The 23,703-nt window shown below is 65.9% G+C and carries 17 protein-coding genes; 8 read left to right on the forward strand and 9 right to left on the reverse strand.

Annotated elements, in window-relative coordinates; genetic code table 11:
* Positions 1-20 precede the first annotated feature (20 nt).
* The 5 genes from KF886_00090 to KF886_00110 all read right to left on the reverse strand — a co-directional run bounded on the left by KF886_00090 (position 21) and on the right by KF886_00110 (position 5,701).
* Positions 21-1,166: a Gfo/Idh/MocA family oxidoreductase gene (locus KF886_00090; protein MBX3175734.1), complete on the reverse strand. Its 1,146-nt coding sequence runs from the start codon at positions 1,164-1,166 to the stop codon at positions 21-23.
* A complete protein-coding gene (locus tag KF886_00095) occupies positions 1,163-2,536 on the reverse strand; it encodes an aspartate aminotransferase family protein (protein ID MBX3175735.1) in 1,374 nt (457 codons plus the stop codon). The genes KF886_00090 and KF886_00095 overlap by 4 nt, the downstream gene beginning before the upstream one ends.
* A gap of 135 nt (positions 2,537-2,671) precedes the next feature.
* Positions 2,672-3,604, reverse strand: coding sequence for a hypothetical protein (locus KF886_00100; protein ID MBX3175736.1), 933 nt, complete (start codon positions 3,602-3,604; stop codon positions 2,672-2,674).
* Positions 3,605-3,711: 107 nt separating this feature from the next.
* On the reverse strand, positions 3,712-4,965 hold the full coding sequence (locus KF886_00105) for an amidohydrolase family protein (protein ID MBX3175737.1): 1,254 nt from the start codon (positions 4,963-4,965) through the stop codon (positions 3,712-3,714).
* Positions 4,958-5,701 (reverse strand): GntR family transcriptional regulator, encoded by a 744-nt coding sequence (locus KF886_00110; GenBank protein MBX3175738.1) that lies wholly within the window; start codon positions 5,699-5,701, stop codon positions 4,958-4,960. Before KF886_00110 ends, KF886_00105 begins: the two co-directional genes overlap by 8 nt.
* Positions 5,702-5,844: 143 nt before the next feature.
* Between KF886_00110 and KF886_00115 the strand changes: the two genes are divergently transcribed.
* From KF886_00115 to KF886_00135, 5 genes are all read left to right on the forward strand, one after another.
* Complete coding sequence (locus KF886_00115) at positions 5,845-7,176, forward strand: hypothetical protein (protein MBX3175739.1); 1,332 nt, start codon at positions 5,845-5,847, stop codon at positions 7,174-7,176.
* 139 nt (positions 7,177-7,315) lie between these two features.
* Entirely contained in the window at positions 7,316-8,698 is a 1,383-nt protein-coding gene (locus tag KF886_00120) for an FGGY-family carbohydrate kinase (protein MBX3175740.1), read from the forward strand.
* 42 nt (positions 8,699-8,740) lie between these two features.
* Positions 8,741-9,700, forward strand: coding sequence for a Gfo/Idh/MocA family oxidoreductase (locus KF886_00125; GenBank protein ID MBX3175741.1), 960 nt, complete (start codon positions 8,741-8,743; stop codon positions 9,698-9,700).
* A gap of 90 nt (positions 9,701-9,790) precedes the next feature.
* Positions 9,791-10,576 (forward strand): aldolase, encoded by a 786-nt coding sequence (locus KF886_00130; protein MBX3175742.1) that lies wholly within the window; start codon positions 9,791-9,793, stop codon positions 10,574-10,576.
* Between the two features lie 262 nt (positions 10,577-10,838).
* Complete coding sequence (locus KF886_00135) at positions 10,839-12,158, forward strand: aminotransferase class III-fold pyridoxal phosphate-dependent enzyme (protein ID MBX3175743.1); 1,320 nt, start codon at positions 10,839-10,841, stop codon at positions 12,156-12,158.
* 474 nt (positions 12,159-12,632) lie between these two features.
* On the opposite strand, the gene KF886_00140 is transcribed toward KF886_00135, so the two are convergent.
* The 4 genes from KF886_00140 to KF886_00155 form a co-directional block, all read right to left on the reverse strand.
* Positions 12,633-13,628 carry an ABC transporter ATP-binding protein gene (locus tag KF886_00140; protein ID MBX3175744.1) on the reverse strand — a complete coding sequence of 332 codons (996 nt, stop codon included), beginning with the start codon at positions 13,626-13,628 and terminating at the stop codon, positions 12,633-12,635.
* On the reverse strand, positions 13,625-14,605 hold the full coding sequence (locus KF886_00145) for an ABC transporter ATP-binding protein (protein ID MBX3175745.1): 981 nt from the start codon (positions 14,603-14,605) through the stop codon (positions 13,625-13,627). The genes KF886_00140 and KF886_00145 overlap by 4 nt, the downstream gene beginning before the upstream one ends.
* 721 nt (positions 14,606-15,326) lie before the next feature.
* Positions 15,327-16,208 carry an ABC transporter permease gene (locus KF886_00150; protein MBX3175746.1) on the reverse strand — a complete coding sequence of 294 codons (882 nt, stop codon included), beginning with the start codon at positions 16,206-16,208 and terminating at the stop codon, positions 15,327-15,329.
* Positions 16,205-17,128, reverse strand: a complete 924-nt coding sequence (locus KF886_00155) for an ABC transporter permease (protein ID MBX3175747.1) — start codon at positions 17,126-17,128, stop codon at positions 16,205-16,207. The genes KF886_00150 and KF886_00155 overlap by 4 nt, the downstream gene beginning before the upstream one ends.
* Positions 17,129-17,342: 214 nt before the next feature.
* On the opposite strand from KF886_00155, the gene KF886_00160 reads away from it, so the two are divergent.
* The 3 genes from KF886_00160 (at position 17,343) to glgP (ending at position 23,670) form a co-directional block, all read left to right on the forward strand.
* Positions 17,343-19,391: a hypothetical protein gene (locus KF886_00160; GenBank protein MBX3175748.1), complete on the forward strand. Its 2,049-nt coding sequence runs from the start codon at positions 17,343-17,345 to the stop codon at positions 19,389-19,391.
* A 72-nt stretch (positions 19,392-19,463) separates the two neighbouring features.
* Positions 19,464-20,756 carry a cell division protein FtsA gene (ftsA, locus tag KF886_00165; GenBank protein ID MBX3175749.1) on the forward strand — a complete coding sequence of 431 codons (1,293 nt, stop codon included), beginning with the start codon at positions 19,464-19,466 and terminating at the stop codon, positions 20,754-20,756.
* Positions 20,757-21,102: 346 nt separating this feature from the next.
* Positions 21,103-23,670, forward strand: coding sequence for an alpha-glucan family phosphorylase (gene glgP / locus KF886_00170; protein MBX3175750.1), 2,568 nt, complete (start codon positions 21,103-21,105; stop codon positions 23,668-23,670).
* Positions 23,671-23,703: the final 33 nt, after the last annotated feature.

Raw genomic sequence — 23,703 nt, forward strand, 5'->3', positions numbered from 1 at the left:
CACGCTCATCCCGGAACCGCTCACAATACCTGCCACTCCCCGGTCGCGGCGGATTTATAGGCCGCATCGAGGTGACGCTGGAGTTCCGCCGCGCCCCGGATCGTCAGGTGCGCCTCGGCCTTGCCGCCGATCGCCGCCAGAAAATTGTGGAGGCAGGCCACATGCGCGCGGAGCCAGCCGATGTTGCACGCCGGCGAGGGGAAGGCGCCGCCGGGATCGGGGTAACGGCTGACGGTTTCGATCTTCTTGAAGCCGCGGTCTCCGCCAAGGTCCCCGCCCTTGTCCCGCGCGTCGAAGACCTCCAGCCAGTTGGGGTCCATGAGGTTGAAGCGCATCGCGCCCTTCTCGCCGTGGATCTCCACGCGGAGCTCGTCGTTTGTGCCGGTCGCGATCTTCGTCGCCTCCACGCTGCCGAGCGCGCCATTCTTCGCGCGGACCAGCAGCAGCGCCAGGTCGTCCGTCTCCACCCGCGTCACTTCGCCCGTCTCCGGGTGGACGCGGCGCTCCACGGCGATGTGTGTCTCGCAGAAGACCTTCGCCGGCTCGCCCACGAGGTAATTCACCAGGTCCAGCACGTGGCTTCCGAGGTCATACAGCACGCCGCCACCGCCCATTTCCTTGTCCAGCTTCCATTTCAGCGGCTTGTCCGGGTCGGCCGAGCTTGCGTGCAGATAGACCGCCCGGAAGCTGTAGATCTTACCGAGAAAGTCCTCTTCCACCAGCTGTTTCGCCCGCATCGTGCAGGGGTAGAACCGGTATTGCAGCGCGACCTGCGTCACGATGTCCGGGCGGGAATTCACCAGCGCCGCCACCATGTCCTGGCAGTCTTCGTAGCTGCTACCGAGCGGCTTGTCGCAGTAGATGTGCTTTCCGGCTTCCGCCGCCTTGATCACCTGATCGCGGTGCAGGTTGTTCGGCGTGCACACGTGGATGATGTGAATATCGTCGCGGGAGAGCAGTTCATCGTAGCTGGTCGTCCCGAACTCGAAGCGCCCTTCCTTCACCGCCGCGTCCAGCGTCTCCGGACGCCGTACGCACACGCCCTTCAGCGCGTAGTTGATGGGCAGTTCACGGTAGAAGAAGGGAATCGTGTGATAGCCGAAGGTATGGGTCCTCCCCATGAACCCGTAGCCCACCACGCCAACGCCATAGGTCTTTTCCGTCATCCCATCAGTTCCTTCTGGGTCTCGCCGATGGCCTCGTCGATGATGTCGAGGCCCTTGAGCAGCGTGTCTTCATTCATGACGATCGGCGGGCTCATGCGGAGGATGTGTCCCGCCGGGATCCACGCCAGACCCTTCGCGAAGGCTTTCTGGTAGACCAGTTCGCCGGCCTTGTTGAAGGGCTCTTTTGTGCCGCGGTCCTTCACCAGCTCGATGCCCATGAGGCAGCCCTTCGCGCGGACGTCACCCACGATTTTGTGCTCTTCCTTCATCTTCGCCATGCGCTTGTTGGCGACGTCGCCGAGGTGCTGCGCGTGTTCGAGCAGGTTCTCTTCTTCGATGACCTCGGTGGAGGCGAGGGCGGCCGCGCAGGCCATCGGGTTGCCGCCGTAGCTGCTGGAGGCGGAGATCGCCTCGAAGGCCTCCTTGTAGGGCTCGCGCACGGCCACGCAGGTCACCGGGAAGCCGTTGCCGAAGCCCTTGCCCAGGGTGACGACGTCGGGCAGGGTGTCGTAGTGCTCCATGCAGAGCCACTTGCCGGTGCGGCCCCAGCTCGTGAGCACTTCGTCGGCCATGAGGAGAATGCCGAGTTCATCGCAGAGCTTGCGCACCTTGGGGAAAAAGTCGCCCGGCGGCATGATGGTGCCGCCCCAGCCCTGGATGGGTTCGAGCACGAAGCCCGCCACGTCGCCCACTGTGGCCTTGTCGAGGTATTCGCGGTAGAAGGTGATGTAGGCGTCCGTGTCGACGGTTCCGTCCGGTTTGGTCCACATCGGGCGGTAGAGGTCGGGGCGCGGCACCATGTGGGAACCCGGCGCGCGCACCGCGCCATACACGTGGGAGCGGATGTGGCCCAGCGAAACGGCGCCGTAGGTCTTGCCGTGGTAGTCGTAGAAGCAGGAGATGGTCTCGTTCTTCTTCGTGCCCGCGCGGAGCACGCGGATGCCCGCTTCGACCGCCGTCGTGCCGGAGTCGTAGAACTGGAAGCCGTTGAGGTCGCCCGGCAGGATCTCCGCGAGCTTCTCGACCAGCATGGTCTTGATGGGCGTGGTGAAGTCGTGCGCGTTCATCAGCTGCCCCGCGTACTTCGCGATGGCCTCGCTGATTTTGGGGTGGCAGTGGCCGAGCGTGGTGACGTAGATGCCCGACGAGAAGTCGATGTACTCGTTGCCGTCCACGTCGGTCATCATGCAGCCCTCGCCCGACTCAAACGCAACGGGGAAGAGCTTCACCTGGCCGCTGAGGCCCTTGAAGTACTTGCAGCAGCGCGCGTGGCAGTCCTTCGACACCGGGCCCGGCGGGGGCACGCTGATGTTGGGAAGATCCGCACAACGGGCATTCGCCCATTCGAGGGAAGTCTGGGTGGCTAACATTTTGCATTCTCCTTCAAAGTAGGACAGCCGTTCCGGCTGTCTTCGCGGCAACGCCAATGTAGGATAGCCGTCCCGGCTGTCCATGGACAGGCGGGACGCCTATCCTACTTTGACAGACCGGAAGCCTATCCTACATCAATACCCTTTGTCCCAGCGGGGACGGATGTCTTCGGCGATGCTTTCGGTCATCCACACGTCGGTCCGGAGCAGTTGGTGGATGGAAGTCGGCAGCTTCGGCGTCACGGGGCCGTGCAGGCACAGCCGCGACATCGTCCGCTGCCACGAGGCCTGGGAACCGTCGACGGTGATGCCGTGCAGATCGATGCGGTTCTTCGCGCCGATGACTTCGGCCGGTCCGATGGTCGCGGCCTTCGGCGGCACCGCGGTGAGATCGCCGCTCAGCCCGAAGCTGCCGTGGAGCGAGTTCTGGGCGATGGTGAACGGACTCAGCGTGCAGATGCGCGGGCCCATCTGCTTCCACTCCTCCAGGGGGGCGTCGAATTCCGGACAGTCCGGCTCCACAAAGGCGAGGTGCCCGGTCCAACCGGGCCCGCTGTAGCAATAATCCGCGCCGCCCATGTCGGCGATCATCTTACCGTAGTCGTTGATGTTCTTCGAGGTCGGGCCCTGGATTTGTTCGATGGGGGGGCGCAGTTTCGGATCGATGTTCGCATAGAAATGCGTCATCATCGAGTACATGAAGCCATATTCCCACGACGCGGGCGGGGTCTCGTCGTGTTCGTTGGCGTATTCGTCCATGTTGAACGTGTGCAGGTGGCTGCAATCGAGGCGGTTGATGTTGATCATCTCCGCCACCCACCGGTAGCCCGGCCACGGCTGCGGCGTAATAAGCACGCAGGTCCGGTTCTCGTCCCGCGCCTGTTTGATCTGCGCGTAGATGTGGAGCAGCCACCGGAGCTGCAACTCCGCATCGGGGATGACCTCGATTTTCAGATCGGGGTTCGGATGTTTCGTAATGTTCTCGCGCGTAATAGCGCGCACCCGCGCCACGGCCTCCTTGTCCCGGAAGGGCACGCAATCGGCGGGGCTGAATTCAAATGTGGACATGGCGTCCCTCTCCTAATCTATCTGTTCTCGTTACCACGGTCCTCCGTGGTAACGGGAGCAAGCTGTTTGCCTTCTGCCGTGCCCGTTGGTCACAGGGACAGCAGGGACTACAGTGACTTCAGGGACCTGTTGTCGCTGCTGTCGCTGAAGTCCCTGCACCCCCCCTCAGCGAGCGGCGGCCTGTTCAAAGTATCTTTTCCCCCCACCCAAACGGCCGCGGGGGTCAATGCCTCATCGTCGTTCCACAGCACAAGGTCGGCGCGCATGCCAGGCTCCAGGCGTCCGCGATCGGTCAAGCCCAGCACGTGCGCGGGGCTTGAGGTTCCCATCGCCCACACCTCCGCCTCGGGCTTCTCCACCCAGGCCAGCAGGTTCCGCATACCCTGGTTCATGGTGAGCGCGCTGCCCGCCAGCGCCCCGTAATACGGATGCGCGGGGTCCGCGATGCGCGGCGCATTGCCGGGTTTCACTTCCACCGGATAGCCCCAGGGCGTGTCGTACACGCCCGGGCCGAGCCCGGCGCCGAAGGAGGCGTCGGTGATCAGCGAGACGCGGGCGCAGCCCTTCGCGGCCAGCGCGGCCCGCACGGCCACCGGGTGGACGTGGATGCCGTCGCAGATGAAGTCGCACGTCGCATCCGGGTGGCCGAGTATCGCCTCCACCGCGCCCACGGGGCGTACGCCGGGGTCGGTCTCTTCCGGTACGGGAAACACATCATAGAAGTGCGTGGCGTGCCGCGCGCCGGCGTCGATTGCGGCCAGGGTCTGTTCCGCGCTTGCCCGCGTGTGTGTAATGAAGGGAACGATGCCCTCCGCGCGCAGGTGCTCGATCACGGGCAGAATACCGGGCACTTCCGGCGCCACCGACATCACCGAAACGCGGCCGCCGCACGCGGCGATCAATTCCTTCAACAGGCCCAGGTCGCCATCGCGCGTTTCGCAGGCCGCGCCCGTGATTGCGACGAAGGGGCCTTCCAGGTGCAGGCCGGGAATCGATACACAGTCCATGCCGGGCAGCGCGTCCGACAACTCCGGAAGCAGCGCCCACATCCGGCCGCCCAGGTTGGGCACGAGCGTCGGGATCACCGTCGTCGTGCCGTACCGACCGAGCAGGGCCGCCGCTTCGCGCAGTTCGCCGGCGCCCCGGTCGTAATTGAACCGGTGCATGCCGTGCGTGTGCATGTCGATCAGGCCCGGCGTCAGGCGGCGGCCTTCCGCGTCGAGCCGGTTGCCATTCAGGCTGTCGGGCGCGTCGTCGTCGCCAATTTCCGCGATGACGCCATCGGAAATCAGCAGCCAGCCGTGGAAAACCCGGTCTCCGGGGCAGATCAGCCGCGCGTTGTCAATCAGAAAGTCAGCCATGGCGCCTCGCGATCGTCCCGCGGGACTTGAGGTCTATCGTGCATTCAAACCGGAACACGTCGTGCCGGTAGTGTGTGATGAAGAGCCCCGCCGGATCGCCGCCCGACACGGTCACCACGTTCGTTTCCTTCAGAACAATCTCGTTCGCCTTGATGCGCAGCAGCCCGGCGACCGCCTTGTCCGCGCGCGCCGCCTCGATGGTCTGCGTGCAGTAGTCCAACTCGATGCGCTGCCGCCGCGCCCAGACCGCCAGAAAATCCATCGCTTCAAAATGCGATCGATCCAGGCGGTCCGCGTGGGCCGCCGCGATCAACACCCGGTCCGTCGCTATCGGCTCCCCGCGCAGACGGTCCACGCGCACCGCCTCACGAAGCGCCGTGCCCGGCTCGGCCCGGAGCGCGCGCGCCGCTTCCTCGCCCAGGGCCGTGTCGCGGAGCGATTCGAGGCGCCGCGAAATGTCGGGCGCGTGGGTCTGGATGCTCCCGAAGTAGTCCGTGGTCAACAGCGGGATCTTGCGCTCGGGATTCGACTTGATGAACGTGCCCACGCCCTGGTGGCGCTCCACGAGCTGTTCGTCTTCGAGGATTTCAAGGGCGCGACGTATCGTGATGCGCGACGTATCGAAGCGCGCGCACAACTCCCGCTCGGTGGGCAACTGGAGCCGCCCCTCCCAGGATCCCGAGAGAATCTGGTCGCGCAGGGTGGCGGCGACCCGGTTATAGGCGGTGTTGGACATGGTGTTTGGCGCGGGTCCCGGGGGTGGGCGTGATTGCACGTTGCTTACGGGAAAAGTATAATTGGTTATAACAACATATTCAAGCGCGGGTTGGGCCGATCGAGGCGGCTGGCCCGGCGCCCCACCGTTGTGAAAGGAATTCCGTGAGCCAGCCCCTGCACGCCGGCGCGGCGCAAATCGACATCACGCCCGCGAAGTCGCTCCATCTCTTTGGCTACCCCCACGTAAAGCGCAACAGCACCGGAACCCACGATCCCCTGCTCAGTTCCGCGATCTACCTGCGCAGCGGCGAAGAGCAACAGCTTTACATCGGGAACGACGTGATCTTTGTTCCGAAGGACCTCGCGGCGCGCGCGCGCCAGCGCCTGGAAGCCGGCACGGGGATACCCGCAAGCGCTATTTGCGTAACGGCGACCCACACCCATTCCGGCCCGGATACGGTGGCCTACGCCAGCAACGCGGACGACGAGACCGTGCCCCCGCCGGACCCGGAGTACCTCCGGCAGCTGGAGGATGGCATTGTCGCGGCGGGAGAGGCCGCGGTGGGGAACGCCGCCGAGGCGGAAATCGCGTTCGCCGAGGCCGATGGATCGTGTGTGGGTGGAAACCGGCGCGATCCCGATGGCCCGAGCATACCGGAGACGCCGGTCTGGCTTGTCCGCAACGCGGCGACCCAGGCCCCCATCGGGCTGATGCTGATCGTGTCCATGCACCCCACGGTGCTGCACGAGGACTCGACCGTCTACAGCGGCGATTTCCCCGGACTCGCGCGCAAGCGCCTCCAGGACGCGTGGCTGGGCGCGGACGTACCGGTCATCTACCACACCGGGGCCTGCGGCAACCAGAGCCCGCGCCACGTTGTGAAGGGGAACACACTGGCGGAGGCCGAACGCCTGGGGAACGCGCTTGCTGATAGCGTCATCGGCGCGATGGCTTCGCCCCGGTTCAGCACCGAACTCGCGCTGGGCCACGCGACCGCCGCCACCCGCCTGCCCTTGCGCGGCTTCCCGAGCGAGGCCCTCGCCGCAACCGCCCTGGACACCGCCGAGGCGCGTTACGCGGCGCTGAAAAAGTCCAAGCCGGGCAGCCCGGAAACGCGCACCGCGGAAGTAGACCTGTTTGGCGCGCAGGAAACCCTGACGCTGGCGAAGGCCGCGCACCGGGGGACCCTGACGCCCTTTGTGGAGTCCTGCATGCCCGCCGAGGTGCAATGCTTCCGCCTGGGGAAGCAGCGCATGGCGGCGTTTCCCGGCGAAATATTCGTGGAGTTTGTCCTGGGCCTGATGGGGGAATTCCCGGGGCTCTACGCCATCACCATGGCCAACGGCGAATTCCAGGGCTACCTCGTCACGGAGGAGGCGCTGGCGGAAGGCGGCTACGAAGCGAACAACGCCCTGTTCAAGAGCCCCGACGGCGGAAATCTCCTCATGGACCACGCCGCCGAATTGTTGTGTGAGCCCGCGCTGGAATTGTGATGGAAAACACCACACACACCACCTTGTGCCACGCGATCCGGCTACGCCGGTTCGTGTGCCTGGAGCACCAGGAGCCACGCGCCACCATCGGGACGCTCCCCACGAGCGATTTGATCCCGGGCTTGGAGAGCCACTTCCCATGACCCCCGATGGCGCGATCCTCGTCTTCGATCTTGGCACGACCAATTTCAAGGCTACACTCTTCGGCTTCGACGGGACGCTTCGCGCCCTGGCGCGCACGCCAACCCCGTTCCGGCACGCCCGCGCCCCGCACAGCGAAGTGCCGGTCGACGCCTTTGACGCCGCGCTGCTCGGTCTTGCCCGCGACCTCCGGCGGCAGGCCCCCGACGCCTGGGCCGCCGTACGCGCGGTCACCTGGTCCAGCCAGACGAACACCTTCGCGCTGCTGGACGCGGAAAACGCGCCGTTGACGCCCCTGGTGGTCTGGAATGATCGCCGCGCGGCCGACCACACCGCGCCCGTGGAGCAGCTTCAGGCGCTGCCGCGCTTCTACGAGACCACGGGCGTGCCCGGGATGTCCGCGGAGTTCATGGCCGCCAAGCTTCGGTGGTTTCAGGACCAGACCCCGGAACTCTGGGAGCGCGCCGCCCGAATTGCGCTGATCAGCGACTACTTCACCTGGCGCTTCACCGGCGAATTCATCACCGAGGCGGGCGCGGCGGGCCTCACCGGACTGTTCGATATCCACACGCTCGCGTGGTGGAAGCCGGCCCTGGATATCGTGGCCATCGACGCGGACATGCTCCCCCGGATCGCCCGCACGGGCGACCGCATCGGCGCCATCACACCCGAAGCGGCGGCCGCGTTCGACCTCCCGCATGACTGCGTTTTCGTCACCGGCTGCCTGGACCAGTACGCCGGAGCGATTGGCGCGGGCAACGTGGCCACCGGGGGCTTTTCGGAAACCACCGGCACGGTGCTGGCCACGGTTCGGTGCGCGGACGACTTCACCCCCGCGCCGGGGAGCGGCATATTCTGGGGGCCCGCCGCCGATGCTGGCCGTTACTACCAGATGCTTTTCGGCGACGTGTCCGGGAATCTGCTCGAAGCCTTCCGGAACGCGTTGCCGGATCGCCCGGATTTCGACGCGTTAACGGAAGCCGCCGCCGGAGCCGCCGACAGCCGCCTTGCGCTGCCGCACGGCCTGGATACCCCCGCGCTGCTTGCGTGTGTGCGCGGCTGGGCGGATAGCGAGTCCCGAGGCGATGCCGTCCGCGCCATTCTCCAGGGCGTCGCCGAGGCCCTGGCGGCACAGCTCGACGCCCTTTGCGGCGCGAATCGCCCGGCGGAGCTCCACAGCGTGGGCGGCGCTGCCCGCAGCCGCGTCTGGATGCAAATCAAGGCCATCACGCTCGGCATCCCCGTGCGCGCGGTGGCCTGCCCCGAACCGACCAGCCTCGGCGCGGCGCTGCTGGCCATGCGCGGCATTGACGGAACGCCGCTGGATGAATTGGCCGCGCGGTGCGTCGCGCTGGAATCTCCCGTGCAACCGGGCGGATAATGCCCCCGCCGCCATGCCCCCTTACCCCGCAGGAAACCCGACATGAGCCTCGTACCCGACCCGAACAACATCCGCCTCGCCATGCTCGGCATGGTCGAGGGCAACGGGCACCCCTTCAGCTGGTCCGCCATCGTCAACGGGCGCTACGACGCCGAGGCCATGGCGGAATGCGGCTACCCCGTGATCCCGCAATACCTCGGCGCGCAGCCGAAGGAGGCGCTCGGCATTCCCGGCGTCCAGGTCACGCACGTCTGGTGCGACGATCCCGACGACGCGCCGCGTGTCGGTCGCGCCTCCTGCATCCCCTTCATCCTGGAGCGCCCCGAAGACGCGATCGGCGTGGTCGACGCGGTCGTGGTGGCCACGGATATCGGACACGAGCATGTGGACCGCTGCCGCCCCTTCATCGAGGCGGGCATACCGATCTTCATTGACAAGCCCATGACCGACAACACGCCGGATCTACGCCAGTTCATCGCGTGGCGCGACGCCGGCTGCCCGTTCATGTCCACGAGCGCCATGCGCTACGGTAGGGAGTTTCGCGCGCTCGACAGCCGCCTCGGCGAAGTGGGGGACTGCCGCCTGATCACGGTGAGCATGGCCAAGTCGTGGGAGCGCTACGGCATTCACGCGCTGGAGGCCGTCTACCCCATGCTGCCCGCCGGCGGCTACCGCAGCGTGTCGCACCAGGGCGACGAAAACGCCAACTTCATGCTCATCGAACATGAATCGGGCGTGAAGGTTCTGCTCAACGTCATCAGCGACCTCTACGGCGCCTTTGGCCATGTGCAGGTGCTTGGCACGAAAGGCGCCCTGAGCACGAAATTCGAAGACACCTTCCACGCCTTCAAGACCCAGCTCGAAGCCTTCGTCCACTACCTCCGCACCGGCGCTTCCCCCGTGCCCTTCGAGCAAACCGTCGAGCAGATGAAGATCATCATCGCCGGCATCGAAAGCCGCGAGCGCGGCGGCGAGACCGTCCGTCTCGATCAGGCGCCGTAGCATGTTCGCCACCGCCGTCCCTGCTGACTCTGCCGTCTCTGTGACCCCCGACGCCACTCCCCGCACCTCCCCAACCACAAAGGACCCCGAATGACCACCCCGCACATGCGGCCCAGCCGCCTCCTGCGCAAGCTCCGCGCCGGCCAGATCGCCCACAGCCTCAAACTCAACCTGACCGACGGGCGCGCGGCGGAGATCGCCGGCCAGTGCGGCGCCGACGCGGTCTGGCTCGACCTGGAGCACGTCCCCAACAGCATCCACCACGTGGAAGAGCAGATCCGCGCCGCGAAAATCTACGACTGCGACGCGATCGTGCGCGTCGAGCGCGGGAGCTACAGCGATCTGATCCGCCCCTTCGAGATGGATGCCACCGCCATCATGGTCCCGCATGTCATGAGCGCGGAAGACGCCCGCGACATCGCCTGGCGCACGCGCTTCCACCCGATCGGGCGCCGCCCGCTCGATGGCGGCAACGCGGACGGCGCGTATTGCGCAATTCCGGTGGCGGAGTACATCGCGCAGGCGAACCGCGAGCGCATGGTCATCGTTCAGATCGAGGATCCCGAGGCCATGGATGAATTGGAGGGCATTTCGGCGGTCGAGGGCATCGACATGATCTTCTTCGGTCCCGGCGACTACAGCCACGCGATCGGCGACCCCGGCAACCTGAACCACCCGGAAGTGCAGGCCGGCTACCGGCGCGTGGCCGAGGTCGCGCTGAAGCACGGCAAGTTCGCCGGCACCGTCGGCCCCGCCGCGATGCTGCCCGACTTCGTCGCGATGGGCTATCGCTTTTTCAACACCGGCGCCGACGTCACGGCGCTGCGCCAGGGCTTCCTGAGCGCGGTCGCCCTGGCCGAAGGCCTGACGGTGTAAGCAGGACAATTTGATCCAGAATTCGTGTACGAGCCAGTCGCCATATGAACCGGTGGAAATCTGGAAGAGGAGGCGCTCCAGGACGCTCCCTTTCCTTGAATCGAGGTTCCAAAATCGACACGTGTTTATGCCCATCTGTCATGATCGGATTTAAATGCGATTGTCGTGAAAGTGTATGCGAAATCCCTGTCCTCTTGAGTTTAATGTGTTCTCCACGGTTCCAAACGAATTTCCAACCCCCACGCAACCACCAGGCAAGCCCATGAACACCCCGAAAACCCAGGCGCTTTACGCACACGCGAAAACCCGGATCCCCGGCGGCGTGCAACTCCTCAGCAAACGCCCGGAAAACTTCGCCCCGGGACAGTGGCCCGCCTATTTCGCCCGCGCGAAGGGCTGCGAAGTCTGGGATCTGGACGGCAACCGCTACGCCGATATGTGCTTCAACGGCATCGGCGCGTGCCTGCTTGGTTTCGCGCACCCCCGCGTCACCGAGGCCGTCACACGCCGGATCGCGGACGGCGGCATGTGCACGCTCAACGCCCCGGAGGAAGTCGCGCTGGCGGACCGGCTTTGCGGACTTCACCCCTGGGCGGAGCAGGCGCGCTTTGCGCGAACGGGCGGCGAGGCCTGCGCCATGGCGGTGCGCATCGCCCGCGCGACCACCCGCCGCGACATGGTGGCCATCTGCGGCTACCACGGCTGGCAGGACTGGTATCTCGCGGCGAACCTGGGCGAGACCGACGCCCTCAAGGGCCACCTGCTCCCGGGCCTCGATCCGGGCGGCGTGCCGTCGGGCCTGCGCGGCACGGCGCTCGCCTTCGCGGCCAATGATCTGGACGCATTTCAACGCATCCTCGATGCCTGCGGCGACCGCCTCGCCGCCGTGGTGATGGAGCCGTGCCGCTTCCACGATCCCGCGCCGGGCTTCCTGGAGGCCGTGCGCGCCGGGTGCGCGCAACACGGCGCCCTCCTCGTCTTCGACGAAATCACCATCGGCTGGCGGCTGTGCCGGGGCGGGGCCCACCTGGCGCTTGGCGTTCAGCCCGATCTCGCCAACTTCGCCAAGGCCCTCGGCAACGGCCACCCCATCAGCGCCGTAATCGGAACGCGCGCGGCGATGGAAGGCGCCCACGAATCCTTCATCAGCAGCACGTACTGGACCGAGGCTGTGGGGCCCGCCGCCGCGCTCGCCGTGCTCGACGTCATGGCGGAAGAAGACGTGCCGGCCCACGTGGCCCGCATCGGCACGGCAATGCAGCGGTGCTGGCGCGACGCCGCCGCGCGCCACGGCCTGCCCGTGTCGGTTCCCGAGGGCTACCCCTGCCTGGCGCACTTCGCCTTCGATCATCCCCGCGCCAATGCCCTCAAGACGCTCTATACCCAGGAAATGCTGAAAGAAGGCTACCTCGCCAGCACGGTGATCTACCCCACGCTCGCGCACACCGACGCCATCGTCGAAGAGCACGCGCACGCCGTCGATCGCGTCTTCGAAATCATCAAGGGCTGCGTGGAGCGGGACCAGATCGACGCCGCGCTCGAAGGTCCCGAAGCCCTCACTGGCTTCCGCCGCCTGCTCTGAAAATTTGCGACGCAGCATCACCACAACCGCCTCACACAAAACAGATTACAGCGTCCCCAAACAAGGAAGCGGCAAAGGCTGGGAGCGCAGGCGTCCCCGCCTGCCAGGCGGCGAAGCCGCCGTCCATTTTCACCCTTAACGGGTGACGCAACGCGTCATGAACGGCTGCTCTGATATGGCGGAATGAAGTTGGCTTTACTACACAACCGCACAAAACCGCGCCACCCGCACCGCGCCGAAGGCGCGAAACTGATGTGTGCTGGCGGCCCAGGCCCGATCTTGTCCCCAATCAAATGTGCCGATATTTCAATAATTCCATGCACCTCCGGTGCATGGCAGGCGGGGACGCCTGCGCTCCCAGCCTTGCACGCTCTCGTTGTAGTATCGCGGCAAGACGATAAAGAGCAGGCGCCACTTCGTATAGCTCACGTATTAGATATGTGGCGCACTGAGTCATGAACGACAGCCCTGATCCTACCGGCCTTCCGCCACCGCGTCGAGGCGTATGCACGCCGCCGCGCGACCCTCGGCAAACGGCGCCAGCGGCGGAACCTCCGCGCGGCATGCATCCGTCGCCCAGGGGCACCGCGGGTGAAACGCGCAGCCGGGCGGCGGGTTCACGGGGGACGGCGGGTCGCCCTGCAACCGCAGCGACTCCAGCTGCGCCGGGGCATCGGCCGACGGCTTCAGGATGGCGGCCAGCAGCGCCCGCGCATAGGGATGCCGCGGGTCGCTGAACACGGACTCCGCCGGCCCTTCCTCCACGATGCGCCCCAGGTACATCACCGCAATCCGGTGCGCCATGTGATGCACTACCGCCAGGTCGTGCGATATGAGCATCATCGCCAGGCGCTCCTCGGCGCACAGCGCGCGCAACAAATTGAGGATTTGCGCCTGCACCGAGACGTCCAGCGCCGACACCGGCTCATCCGCAATGATCACCCGCGGCCGCAGCGCCAGCGCGCGCGCAATCGCAATGCGCTGCCGCTGCCCGCCGGAGAATTCGTGCGGGTACTTCCGCACGAAACGCCGGGCCAGCCCCACCTTCTCCATAAGCGTGCTCACCGCCGCCGGCAGTTCCGCGCGCGGCACGATCCCGTGCGCGATCATGGGCTCCGCCAGCGCGTCATACACGGTCTTCCGCGGATTCAGCGACGCGTAGGGATCCTGAAAGATCATCTGGATTGCCGGGCGGATCCCGCGCAGTTCGCGCGCCTTCAACCCCGCCAGGTCGCGGCCGTCAAAATGGATCGAACCGCCCGCCGCCGGCACAAGCCGCAGAATGGTCCGCGCGAGGGTCGACTTGCCGCACCCCGATTCGCCGACCAGGCCGAGAATCTCCCCTTCGCGCAAGGTCAGGCTCACCCCCGCCACCGCGCGCAGTGTGCCGTGCGACCGCCGGAAAAAGGGCCCCGTGCTCACCCGAAAATGCGTGCTGGCGTTCTCGACGCGCAAGAGCGGTTCGCTCATGGGTCCACCTCCCCGTCCAGCACCCGGATGCAGGCGGTATGGCGGTTGGTTTCCTTCTCGCGCAGGGCCATCTCGCCCGCGCGGCAGCGATCCGCGGCGTGTTCGCACCGTGGCGCGAACGCGCAGCCCGCGACGGGGCGGCTCAGGTCGGGAGGCAGGCCCGGAATGGTGTACAGCGGCTCGCCGGCCCGGTGCATCGCCGGCATCGACGCCATCAGCGCCTTCGTGTACGGGTGAAGCGGCTTCCGGAACAGATCCGCCCGCGGCGCGGCCTCCACGATCCGCCCGGCGTACATCACGAGCACCCGATCGCAGGTTGCGGCGATCACGCCCAGATCGTGGGTAATGATCGTCACCGCCATGCCCAGATCCTGCTGGCGCCGCTTGATCAGCGCGAGGATCTGCGCCTGCACCGTCACGTCCAGCGCGGTCGTCGGTTCATCGGCGATCAGCAGGGCCGGCCGCGTGATCAGCGCCATCGCTATCATGATCCGCTGGCGCATCCCGCCCGAAAACGCGTGCGGGTAGCGCTCGAGCGCGCCCGCCGCGTCCTGGATGCCCACCTCGCCCAGCGCTTCGATTGCCCGGTCGCGCGCTTCGCCCTTCGATACGTCCGCGTGAAGCCGGAGGGGCTCCATCAGCTGTTTTCCGATGCGCATATACGGGTTCAGGGCGGTCATCGGGTCCTGAAAGATCATCCCGATGCGCCCGCCCCGCACGCGCCGCTGCACCTCGCCGCCCGCGCGCAGAAGATCGGTTCCATCGAAGATCGCCGCGCCCGATTCCACGCGCGCCGGCGGGACGGGCAGCAGCCCCAAGAGCGAATATTGCGACACCGACTTGCCGGACCCCGACTCGCCCACGATCCCCAGCGTCTCGCCGGGCGCCATCGTGTACGACACCCCGTTCACCGCGCGAACAATTCCGTCGCGGGTGTGGAAAGCGGTGTGCAGGTTCTGAACTTCGAGTAGACTCATACCATATCCATATGTTAACGCGAACAGATCAGATCAGGCGTCGGGAGCAACCCGGAAAGTGGGAACCACGAATAAACGCGAATTCACACGAATGAAGAGACCATAGCCTCGTCCCGGGATTCGAAGGCGGTGTTTATGGAGCCAGTGGGCCAGAATGGCAACCTCGGAGTCCCAGGGATATTGAATCACTTCTTCCTTCGTACAACTATCCGTCACTTTCTTTTTATTTTTGCATGTCTATTGGAAAGTCACGCAGCAGTTCATTCATACAGATCAGGTTACGTAGATGAGACGCGGGTTCGACATTCAGCCTCATCTATCGGCACTGTTTTGAGAAAACGCCCCGAAGGGGCACGGCAGCTTCGAGCCCCGGGCAACGCCCGGGGTTAACGGAATAGGTATCCTGTGAGCCCTGAAAGGGCGGCGGAGTTCTGGCTCGTACATTGAACTGCGTTGCCCTTTCAGGGCGAATGAAAACTACACCACGCTTCCCCTGGGCGTTGCCCAGGGCTCGAAGCTGCATTGGCCCTTCGGGCCGGAAGTGCGGGAATCCCGAGTCCACTACATTCATCATCGACGCGCCTTGAAGCACCATACAATTCGCGTTCATTCGTGTGCATTCGCGGTTCAAATCGATTCGGTTGCGGCCAGAGGCTGCCCTGTGTGAGTTCGTGTCCATTCGTGGTTCAATCTATATTGCTTTAAGCCGGTGCCCGGCCCGCTAATCCTTTGACGCCTTGGGGTCGAGCGCGTCCCGCAGCCCGTCCCCGAGGAAATTGAGCGCGAAGAGCGTCGCCGATAGCGCCAGGCTCGGGAAAATCAACAGCCAGGGGTATTCCTCCATGACCTCGACGCCCTCCTGGATCAGCAGGCCCCAGCTGCTCATCGGCGGCTGCACGCCGAGGCCGAGAAAGCTCAGGAAGGCCTCCAGCAGCATCACCTGCGGCACCGTCAGCGTCACGTACACGATGACCGGCCCGAGCGTGTTGGGTATCACGTGCTGAAACACGACCCGCGCGCCGGAAAAGCCCATCACGCGCGTCGCTTCTATAAACTCCTTCTCCCGCAGCGAGATCACCTGGCTGCGGACAATGCGGGCCATCGTCAGCCATTCCACCGCGCCGATCGCCAGGAATAGCAGGACGATATTCCGCCCGAACAGGACCATCAGGATAATCACGAAGATCGTGAACGGCAGCGCGTAAAGCACATCGACGATCCGCATCATGATCTGGTCGGTGCGCCCGCCGGCGAACCCCGCGATCGCGCCCCACGTCACGCCGATCGTCATCGACACCAGCGTCGCCACGATGCCCACCAGCAGCGAGATCCGGCCCCCGTACAGCACGCGCACCAGCAGGTCGCGCCCCAGCGGATCCGTGCCGAACCAGTGGGCCGCGGAGGGCGCGGACGCCCCCACGCTGGTGTCCTGCTGGTCGTAGGCGTAGGGCGAGAGCCACGGGCCGCACACCGCCAGCAGCACGACGGCCGCCAGCAGCCCGGTGCTGACCACCGCCAGGTGGTTCTTGCGCAGGCGGCGCCAGGCGTCCTTCCACAGGGATACGCCCGCTTCCGCGTCCCCCGCCAGGACCGGCGTGCTCATTTCGCCCCCGCGCGCACGCGCGGATCGAGCCAGGCCTGGGCCAGATCCGCGACAAGGTTGAGGGCCAGCACGAGCGTGGCGTAGACCAGCACCGTACCCATGATCATCGTGTAATCCCGGTGAAACGCCGCCTCGACAAACTCGCGGCCAAGCCCCGGTATCTGAAAGATCTTCTCCACCACGAAGGAGCCCGTCAGCAGACCCGCCGTCGCGGGCCCCAGAAAGGCCACGACCGGCAGGATCCCGCCCCGCAGCCCGTGCTTGAGCACCACGGCCGGTTCCCGCAACCCCTTCGCGCGCGCCGTGCGGATGTAGTCCTGCCCGAGCACCTCCAGCAGCCCGCCGCGCGTCAGTCGCGCGATGTAGGCGGCGTACACGGCGCCGAGCGTGAGCGACGGGAGCACCTTCTCCGCCGGCGTGTCCCAGCCCGCCACCGGCATCCACCCCAGCCAGAGTGAAAACACGAGCACGAGCAGGGGGCCCAGCACAAAATTCGGCAGGCAGATCCCCGCCATCGCGAACGACATGGGGACGTAGTCCTGGGCGGTGTTGGGCCGGGACGCCGCGAGGATGCCGGCGGGCAGGCCAATGCACAGCGCCACCAGCAGCGCGTAGGCCCCCAATTCCAGTGAGACGGGGAGCCGCAACAGGATCCATTCGCGCACGGTGCGGCTGGGCTTGCGGAAGGAGGGGCCGAGATCCCCCTGGATCACCCCCGCGACATAGTCCAGGTACTGCCGGTACAGCGGTGCATCCAGGTTGTAGGCCGCTTCCAGCTGGCGCAGGGTTTCCTCCGGCACGCGGCGATCCTGGTCGAAGGGCCCACCCGGCGCCAGGCGGACCATGAAGAACGTGAGCGTGATGATCGCGAGCAGCACCGGCGCGAAGGTCGCCAGCCGTTTAATCAAGTACAGTATCATGAATAGGTTACATTTCCAGCCCGCTTCAGACTCCAGTGGCGGAGAAATCGCGCCCCTACTATGCCATTCCGCCCGGCCCCGGTTCCAGATACGGGGCGCGCGGGCGGCATTTCGGATATTTTGTGGCGCCCTTCTCGAAATGCCCTGACCAACCACAACATATATTGCCTCCCCGGAAGGCCTGTGCTACAATGGCCGCTCGGAGGTGCTCACGGTGCGATTTGGAAAAAAATCCCGGAATCTGGCGGCGGCCGGACGCCGCCTCTTTGGGGAGCGCCCGCAGCAGGACCGGCAGGCGGCGGGCCTCGCGGTGCAGACGCTTGAACCAATTGTCGATGAGGAGACTATGATGACCCCACCGTCCCCGGAAGAGCCCAGGGTTGCGGGCGATCCCACCCAGCGGCTTCTAACCGCGCTGGGCCGCTTCCAGCGTCAGGTGACCCGCGCCGAAGAGGGCGCGCCCCAGGAAGCCTGGTGCGACGAGTGCATGAACCAGCTCATCACGGGCATCGAAATCGCCCTCGGCGAGGACTGGGACGACGTCAAGGAAGCGCTGACCGACACCGCGCGCATTCTCCAGACCTTCGAGGACGCGGGCCAGGCCGGACAGTGCGTCGGCTTTCTCAAGGAAAGCTACGAAATCCTATGCCTGATGGTGGGCGACCTTATCGTTGGCAATGTGCGCTCCGGCGTCATGAAAAAGTGGGAAAACCGCTACGAACGCGCCTTGGACGACCTTGCCACCGCCGGCTTGACCCTGATCGACGACGACGGCCCGGTCGAGCGGGAATCCGCCCACGCGCCCGCCCGGACCGAACCGGACGACTTCGATAACATCCTCGATGATGGCTCCGGGATACCGGGCTCGGTCTTTGATGATGCCCACGCGCCATCCGCGACCGCCCGCGCCTTCGCCAGCGATCCCGGTGACCCCTTCGCCCCGGTGGATCCTGGCGTGGAAGGCGGCGACGACGACTCGCCCTTCGATTCCCCCGCCCACAGGAACCGGAGCCAGGAAGAGGACCATCCCGCGCCATCGCTGGACGAACTCCTCGGCCGCCCCGTTTCCTCCGGGGATGACCTGGAGGACGAGCTTACGCCGGATGCCGGTACGCAGCCGGAATTGACCGACGATTTCACGGCGGAGACAGAACCCTCCTTCAATGCGCATGCCGGCGCGGACGCGCCGGAATCCGCGGTCGATTCCGGAGACGCCGCCGCGTTCTGGGACGGCCAGGCGGTTGATTCGCCCGTGGAACCCGAGGACTCCGGCCTTGACGAAGGGCCCGAGGCGCCAATCGAAGACGCCGCCCCGCAAGTGGACGAAGTCGCGCCCCCGGAAGAGCCGGCGGTTGCGCCCGCGCCCGAACCCGCCCCGGCAAAACCCGCCCCGGCGCCCGCTGCGGTGCAGCCGGAACCCGAACCGGAACCGGGAACCCCGGAGGCGCTCCTCCGCACCGCGCAGCGCGCCATGGCCGCCGGCAACGTCTCCGACGCCAAGTTGTTCGCCCTGCAGCTCGCCGTGAACATGGCGCGCCTGGAGGCCAACCAGGTCGCGGAGCGGATCGCGCTAATCGAAAGTGATATCGCGCGCAATCGCGACGCCGTGGCCTCGGGTGAGCTTGCGGTCCACGAAGCGGAAGAGCGCGTGAGACGTCTCGAAGAGGACGTCGCCCGGTGCCGCCAGGAATTCGAGGAAAAACAGCGGCGCATCGAAGAGCTGCGCGGCGAAGTGGCCGCGGCCGAGGGCGCCGTCGAGGATCTCAATCGCCAGATCGCCGAACTCGAAGCCCGCCGCGACGCGGAAGCCGAGCGCCTGGCGGGAATCCAATCGAACCTGAGCGATTCCATCGGCGAAGAGCAGCGCATGCAGGCCGAACTCGAGAGCCTGGAGGAAGAGGAATCCGGTTCCCGCGAGAATCTGGACGGCGCGCGCGATCACGTCCGCGCGCTTCAGGAAAGCGGCGCGGCGCACGAGTCGCGGCTCGCCGAAACCCAGACGGAATTCGCCCGCCGGGAAAAGGCCGTCGATGATATTGAGAACACGCTCCGGCACGTAACCGGCGAGCCGGAACCCGCCGCGGAGCCGCCAGCCCCCGAGGATTCCGCGCCGGAATCGGACGCGTCCGCCGCCGGCAACGGCGCCGCCGATCACGGGGAGGCCCACGAGCCGCAGCAGGCCGAACTTCTCCCGGCCGACGAGGGGAATGGCGACGGTGGGGATGGCGCGGGGAACGGCGCGCCCCAGGAACACGCCAGTTAGCGGCGGATCTGGTAATCAGCGCCGGACCGGGGCGTCCGCACGCACACACCAACAGGAAGGAAGACTCCCATCGTGGCCAGGAAAGGTGAAATTGTCGGCGCCGTCGACTTCGGCTCCCGCGAGGTGCGCGTAGTCGTCGCGATGGAAGGGCGGGACGGCTCGGTACAGATCCTCGGCCACGGCGTCGCCCAGGGGAAGGGCTGCGTATCCCAGGGCCTCATCCAGGACCTCACCGCCGCCCAGCGCGCCCTGAAACAGGCCATCCACGCCGCCGAAAAAGAGGCCGGCGTCAAGATCGCCTCGCTGTTCTGTGGCCTGAGCGGCACCAACGTCGAGAGCTGCGTCCGGGAAGGCACCGTAAAGCTCGACAGCGATGTCGTGGAGATGCACCACCTCGACGAGTCCATCGATTTGGCCTCCCGCGAGATCCTGGCGCCCGGAAAACAGGTCATTTCCTCCATCACCTCGCAGGAATGGTATGTCGACGACCTCCGCGTGAGCGATCCCGTCGGCATCCGGGGAAGCATCCTCAAGGTCCGCGTGCATTTCGCGCAGATTCCGTCCGTCATCGAGGACAATATCGTGACCTGCATCGAATCGCAGGGGCGTGAACTGGAGGATCTCGTGTTCCTCCCCATCGCCTCCGCGCTTGGCTGCCTCACCCTGGAAGACAAGGAGCTCGGCGTCGCCGTCCTCGACATGGGCCGGAGCACGACCAGCCTCGCCGTGTACCGGGACCGGCGCATTCTGGCGACCCAGTGCTTCGACTGGGGCGGATTCCACATCACCCGCGATGTCGCCGCCGGCCTCCAGGTCTCCTTTGAGGAGGCGGACGAGCTGGTGCTGGAGTACGGGCTTTCCGACGCCCTGATCCAGCGTGAACTCAAGACGGGCAAGCCCGGAAACGACGCCGAGGAACTGGCCAAGGGCCGCTCCGCGCAGATAAAGCTCAAAAGCGCCGTGCACGGCGCCCCCACGATCGTGGACCGCGAGGAGCTCGAAATGATTATCTTCGAGCGGTCGCGCGAACTTCTCAACAAGGTGCAGCAGCACATCAACTCCCGCGGCATGGCCAAGCACCTCGTTCGCGGCATCATCCTCACCGGCGGCGCCGCGTCCATACGCAATATGGTCTCCCTCGCCGAAGCCGTCTTCGAAGTCCCCGCGCGCCAGGGCCTGCCCGAAGGCATCGACGTCACCCCGCAGCCCGTTCAGTCCACCGCCTTCACCCCGGTCGTCGGCGTCGCCCGCCACGGCTTCGAATACCGCGCCGCCCTCCACAACGGCCGCATCAAGGTCCAGCGCGGCCCCGTCGGCGCCTTCTTCAGCGGCATCGGCGGCTTCTTCGCGCGCTATTTCTTTTAGATCTTGCCGTGCCGTTCACGTACGCACACCCGGCCGCGTTCGCCCTGATTGCGTCGGTATGAACGTCCTGTTTGTCGCACTATTCGCCGCTGCGGTATCAGCCCGCATTGGGCAACGTGCGCGCGCGGCCTTTTGAAGGCTTGCTGTATCGCCCCACACTTGCTATGCTACGCATCGCGCGAATCCTGCACCGTCGGGGAGGCAGGTTCGCGGCTGGTTTCGCCGGGCCCGCGCCCGGCAGCGCTGGCCCCCGAATTCAGGCCTGGCTTCCATCACTCCGCGGTATGCGTGGCCCCCGAACGCGGGGCCGGCTGGCGGACGCCGCACACCCCGAACCCAAAAGGAAATGTACACAATGCCAATGGTATCAAAATATACGGTGGTGCCCCGGGTCCCGGAGCGTCTCAAGCCCCTGCTCGAAATCGCGGGCAATCTCTGGTGGTGCTGGAACCATGACGCAATCGACATGTTCCACCGCATTGACCGCGACCTCTGGACGCGCGTCAACCAGAACGCCTCCGCGATGCTGGGCCAGATCAGCCAGCTGCGGCTCGACGAACTCGCGAAGGACGACAGCTTCCTCGCGCACATGGACCGCGTTCAGGAGAAGCTCCGTGACTACATGGAAACCAACACCTGGGCCGATCGCAACCCCGACGCCTCGCCGGACTTCTGCGTGGCCTATATGTCCGCCGAGTTCGGGCTTCACGAATCCCTCCGTATCTACTCCGGCGGCCTGGGCGTGCTCGCCGGCGACCACCTGAAGGCCGCCAGCGACCTGGGCCTGCCCCTCGTCGGCATTGGCATGCTCTACCGCGAGGGCTATTTCAGCCAGTACCTCAGCGCGGACGGCTGGCAGCAGGAAACCTACCCGCACAACGATTTCTACAACATCCCCATCGCGCACGAACGGGACAAATCGGGCGCGCCCCTGACCATCGAAATCCCCTATCCCGAGGGTATGATAAAGGCCTATGTCTGGCGTTGCCAGGTCGGGCGCGTACCGCTCTTCCTGCTCGATTGCGACCACGAGGACAATTCCCCGGCGGCCCGCGCGATCACCGCGCAGCTCTACGGCGGCGATCGCGAGACCCGCGTGCGCCAGGAAATACTCCTGGGCATGGGCGGCGTTATCGCCATGCACGCGCTCGGCATCCAGCCCACCACCTACCACATGAACGAGGGCCACGCGGCCTTCATGACGCTCCAGCGCATCAAGGACCTGGTGCTTAACGACGGCATGGTCTTTGAGGATGCTATCGAGACCGTCAAGGCCGGCAGCTTCTTCACCACCCATACCCCCGTGCCCGCCGGCAATGACATGTTCGAACCCGCCCTGGTCGAGCGCTACTTCCACACCTATTGCGCCGAGGTCGGCATCCCCTTCGATCGCCTGCTCCGCCTCGGACGCCAGAATCCCGACGACAGCCACGAACCCTTCTGCATGACCGTGCTCGCGCTGCGGCTTTCCTCGGGCGCGAACGGCGTCAGCAAGCTCCACGGCGAGGTCGCCAGAAACATGTGGAACCTCACGTGGACAGGCGTGCCCGAGGAGGAGGTGCCCATCACCTCCATCACCAACGGCATCCACACGCGCAGCGTAATCTCCCGCGACCTGTCGGACCTTTACGACCGCTATCTCGGTCCGGGCTGGGTCAACAGCCCCGACGACCACAGCATCTGGCAGCGCATCGACAGCGTGCCCGATACCGAGCTCTGGCGCACGCACGAGCGGCGCCGCGAGCGCCTCGTGAATTTCGCGCGGCGCCGGCTTGCCGCGCAATACGAAAAGCGGGGCGCCACGGACACCGAGCTCCGCATCTGCCATGAAGTGCTTAACCCCGATACCCTCACCATCGGTTTCGCGCGGCGATTCGCCACCTACAAGCGCGCCGCCCTCATCCTCCGCGATCGAGAGCGCCTGATGCGTATCCTGACCAACCCGGAGCACCCCGTACAGTTTATCATCGCCGGCAAGGCGCACCCCGCGGATACCGCGGGCAAGCAGCTTATTCGCGATTTGCAGCAGTTCGCCCGCGAACCCGCCGTGCGCCGCAACTTCATCTTCCTGGAGGACTACGACATCAACGTCGCGCGCTACATGGTCCAGGGCGTCGACTGCTGGCTCAACACCCCCCGCCGGCCCATGGAGGCCAGCGGCACCAGCGGCATGAAAGCCTCGGCCAACGGCGGGCTGAACATCAGCATTCCCGACGGCTGGTGGTGCGAGGCCGAGCACCTCGGCCCCAACGGCTGGAGCATCGGGCGCGGCGAACAGTACGACGACCTCGAGGAACAGGACCGCGTCGAGAGCGAACTGCTCTACGAAATCCTGGAGAAGGAGGTTGTTCCCACCTTCTATGATCGCGGCAGCGACGACCTCCCGCGACAGTGGATTCACCGGATGAAATCCGCCATCCGCACGATCGGGCCGGTATTCAATACCTACCGCATGGTCCAGGAATACACCGATCGCTGCTACATCCCCTCCAGCAACCGCCGCAACGCCCTCAAGGCCGATGGGCGGAAACGCGCGCTGGCGCTCTCCGCCTGGAAGCAGCGCGTGCACAAGCTGTGGCCCAAGGTGCGGATTGCCAGCGTGGAGTCCGGGCCCACCGAGAACCTTCCCGTCGGGACCCATCTGAGCGTCTCCGCCGTCGTGCACCTCGGCGAGCTGACCAGCAAGGACGTCACCGTTGAGGTCTACTACGGCACCCTCGACACGGAAGGCCAGATCGAGCACGGCCACTGGAGTGAAATGAAGGTCGCCGCGGAGCCGGAAAAGGGCGATGTCCGCTTCGAGGGCTCCATCCTCTGCAACCAGACCGGACAGCTCGGCTTCACCGTCCGCGCCATTCCCAGCCACGAGGATCTCGCGCAGAAACACGAGACCACCCTGATCGCCTGGGCCTGAGACCCCGCGTCAATCTGAACCGCCACGGCAGCC

The sequence above is a fragment of the Candidatus Hydrogenedentota bacterium genome (assembly GCA_019637335.1).
Lineage (GTDB): Bacteria > Hydrogenedentota > Hydrogenedentia > Hydrogenedentales > JAEUWI01 > JAEUWI01.

Excerpts from the sequence above, each read along its gene's own strand:
- KF886_00090 (MBX3175734.1), bottom strand. The coding sequence starts at position 1,166 with ATGACGGAAAAGACCTATGGCGTTGGCGTGGTGGGCTACGGGTTCATG.
- KF886_00095 (MBX3175735.1), bottom strand. The coding sequence starts at position 2,536 with ATGTTAGCCACCCAGACTTCCCTCGAATGGGCGAATGCCCGTTGTGCG.
- KF886_00100 (MBX3175736.1), bottom strand. The coding sequence starts at position 3,604 with ATGTCCACATTTGAATTCAGCCCCGCCGATTGCGTGCCCTTCCGGGAC.
- KF886_00105 (MBX3175737.1), bottom strand. The coding sequence starts at position 4,965 with ATGGCTGACTTTCTGATTGACAACGCGCGGCTGATCTGCCCCGGAGAC.
- KF886_00110 (MBX3175738.1), bottom strand. The coding sequence starts at position 5,701 with ATGTCCAACACCGCCTATAACCGGGTCGCCGCCACCCTGCGCGACCAG.
- KF886_00120 (MBX3175740.1), top strand. The coding sequence starts at position 7,316 with ATGACCCCCGATGGCGCGATCCTCGTCTTCGATCTTGGCACGACCAAT.
- KF886_00125 (MBX3175741.1), top strand. The coding sequence starts at position 8,741 with ATGAGCCTCGTACCCGACCCGAACAACATCCGCCTCGCCATGCTCGGC.
- KF886_00130 (MBX3175742.1), top strand. The coding sequence starts at position 9,791 with ATGACCACCCCGCACATGCGGCCCAGCCGCCTCCTGCGCAAGCTCCGC.
- KF886_00135 (MBX3175743.1), top strand. The coding sequence starts at position 10,839 with ATGAACACCCCGAAAACCCAGGCGCTTTACGCACACGCGAAAACCCGG.
- KF886_00140 (MBX3175744.1), bottom strand. The coding sequence starts at position 13,628 with ATGAGCGAACCGCTCTTGCGCGTCGAGAACGCCAGCACGCATTTTCGG.
- KF886_00145 (MBX3175745.1), bottom strand. The coding sequence starts at position 14,605 with ATGAGTCTACTCGAAGTTCAGAACCTGCACACCGCTTTCCACACCCGC.
- KF886_00150 (MBX3175746.1), bottom strand. The coding sequence starts at position 16,208 with ATGAGCACGCCGGTCCTGGCGGGGGACGCGGAAGCGGGCGTATCCCTG.
- KF886_00155 (MBX3175747.1), bottom strand. The coding sequence starts at position 17,128 with ATGATACTGTACTTGATTAAACGGCTGGCGACCTTCGCGCCGGTGCTG.
- glgP (MBX3175750.1), top strand. The coding sequence starts at position 21,103 with ATGTACACAATGCCAATGGTATCAAAATATACGGTGGTGCCCCGGGTC.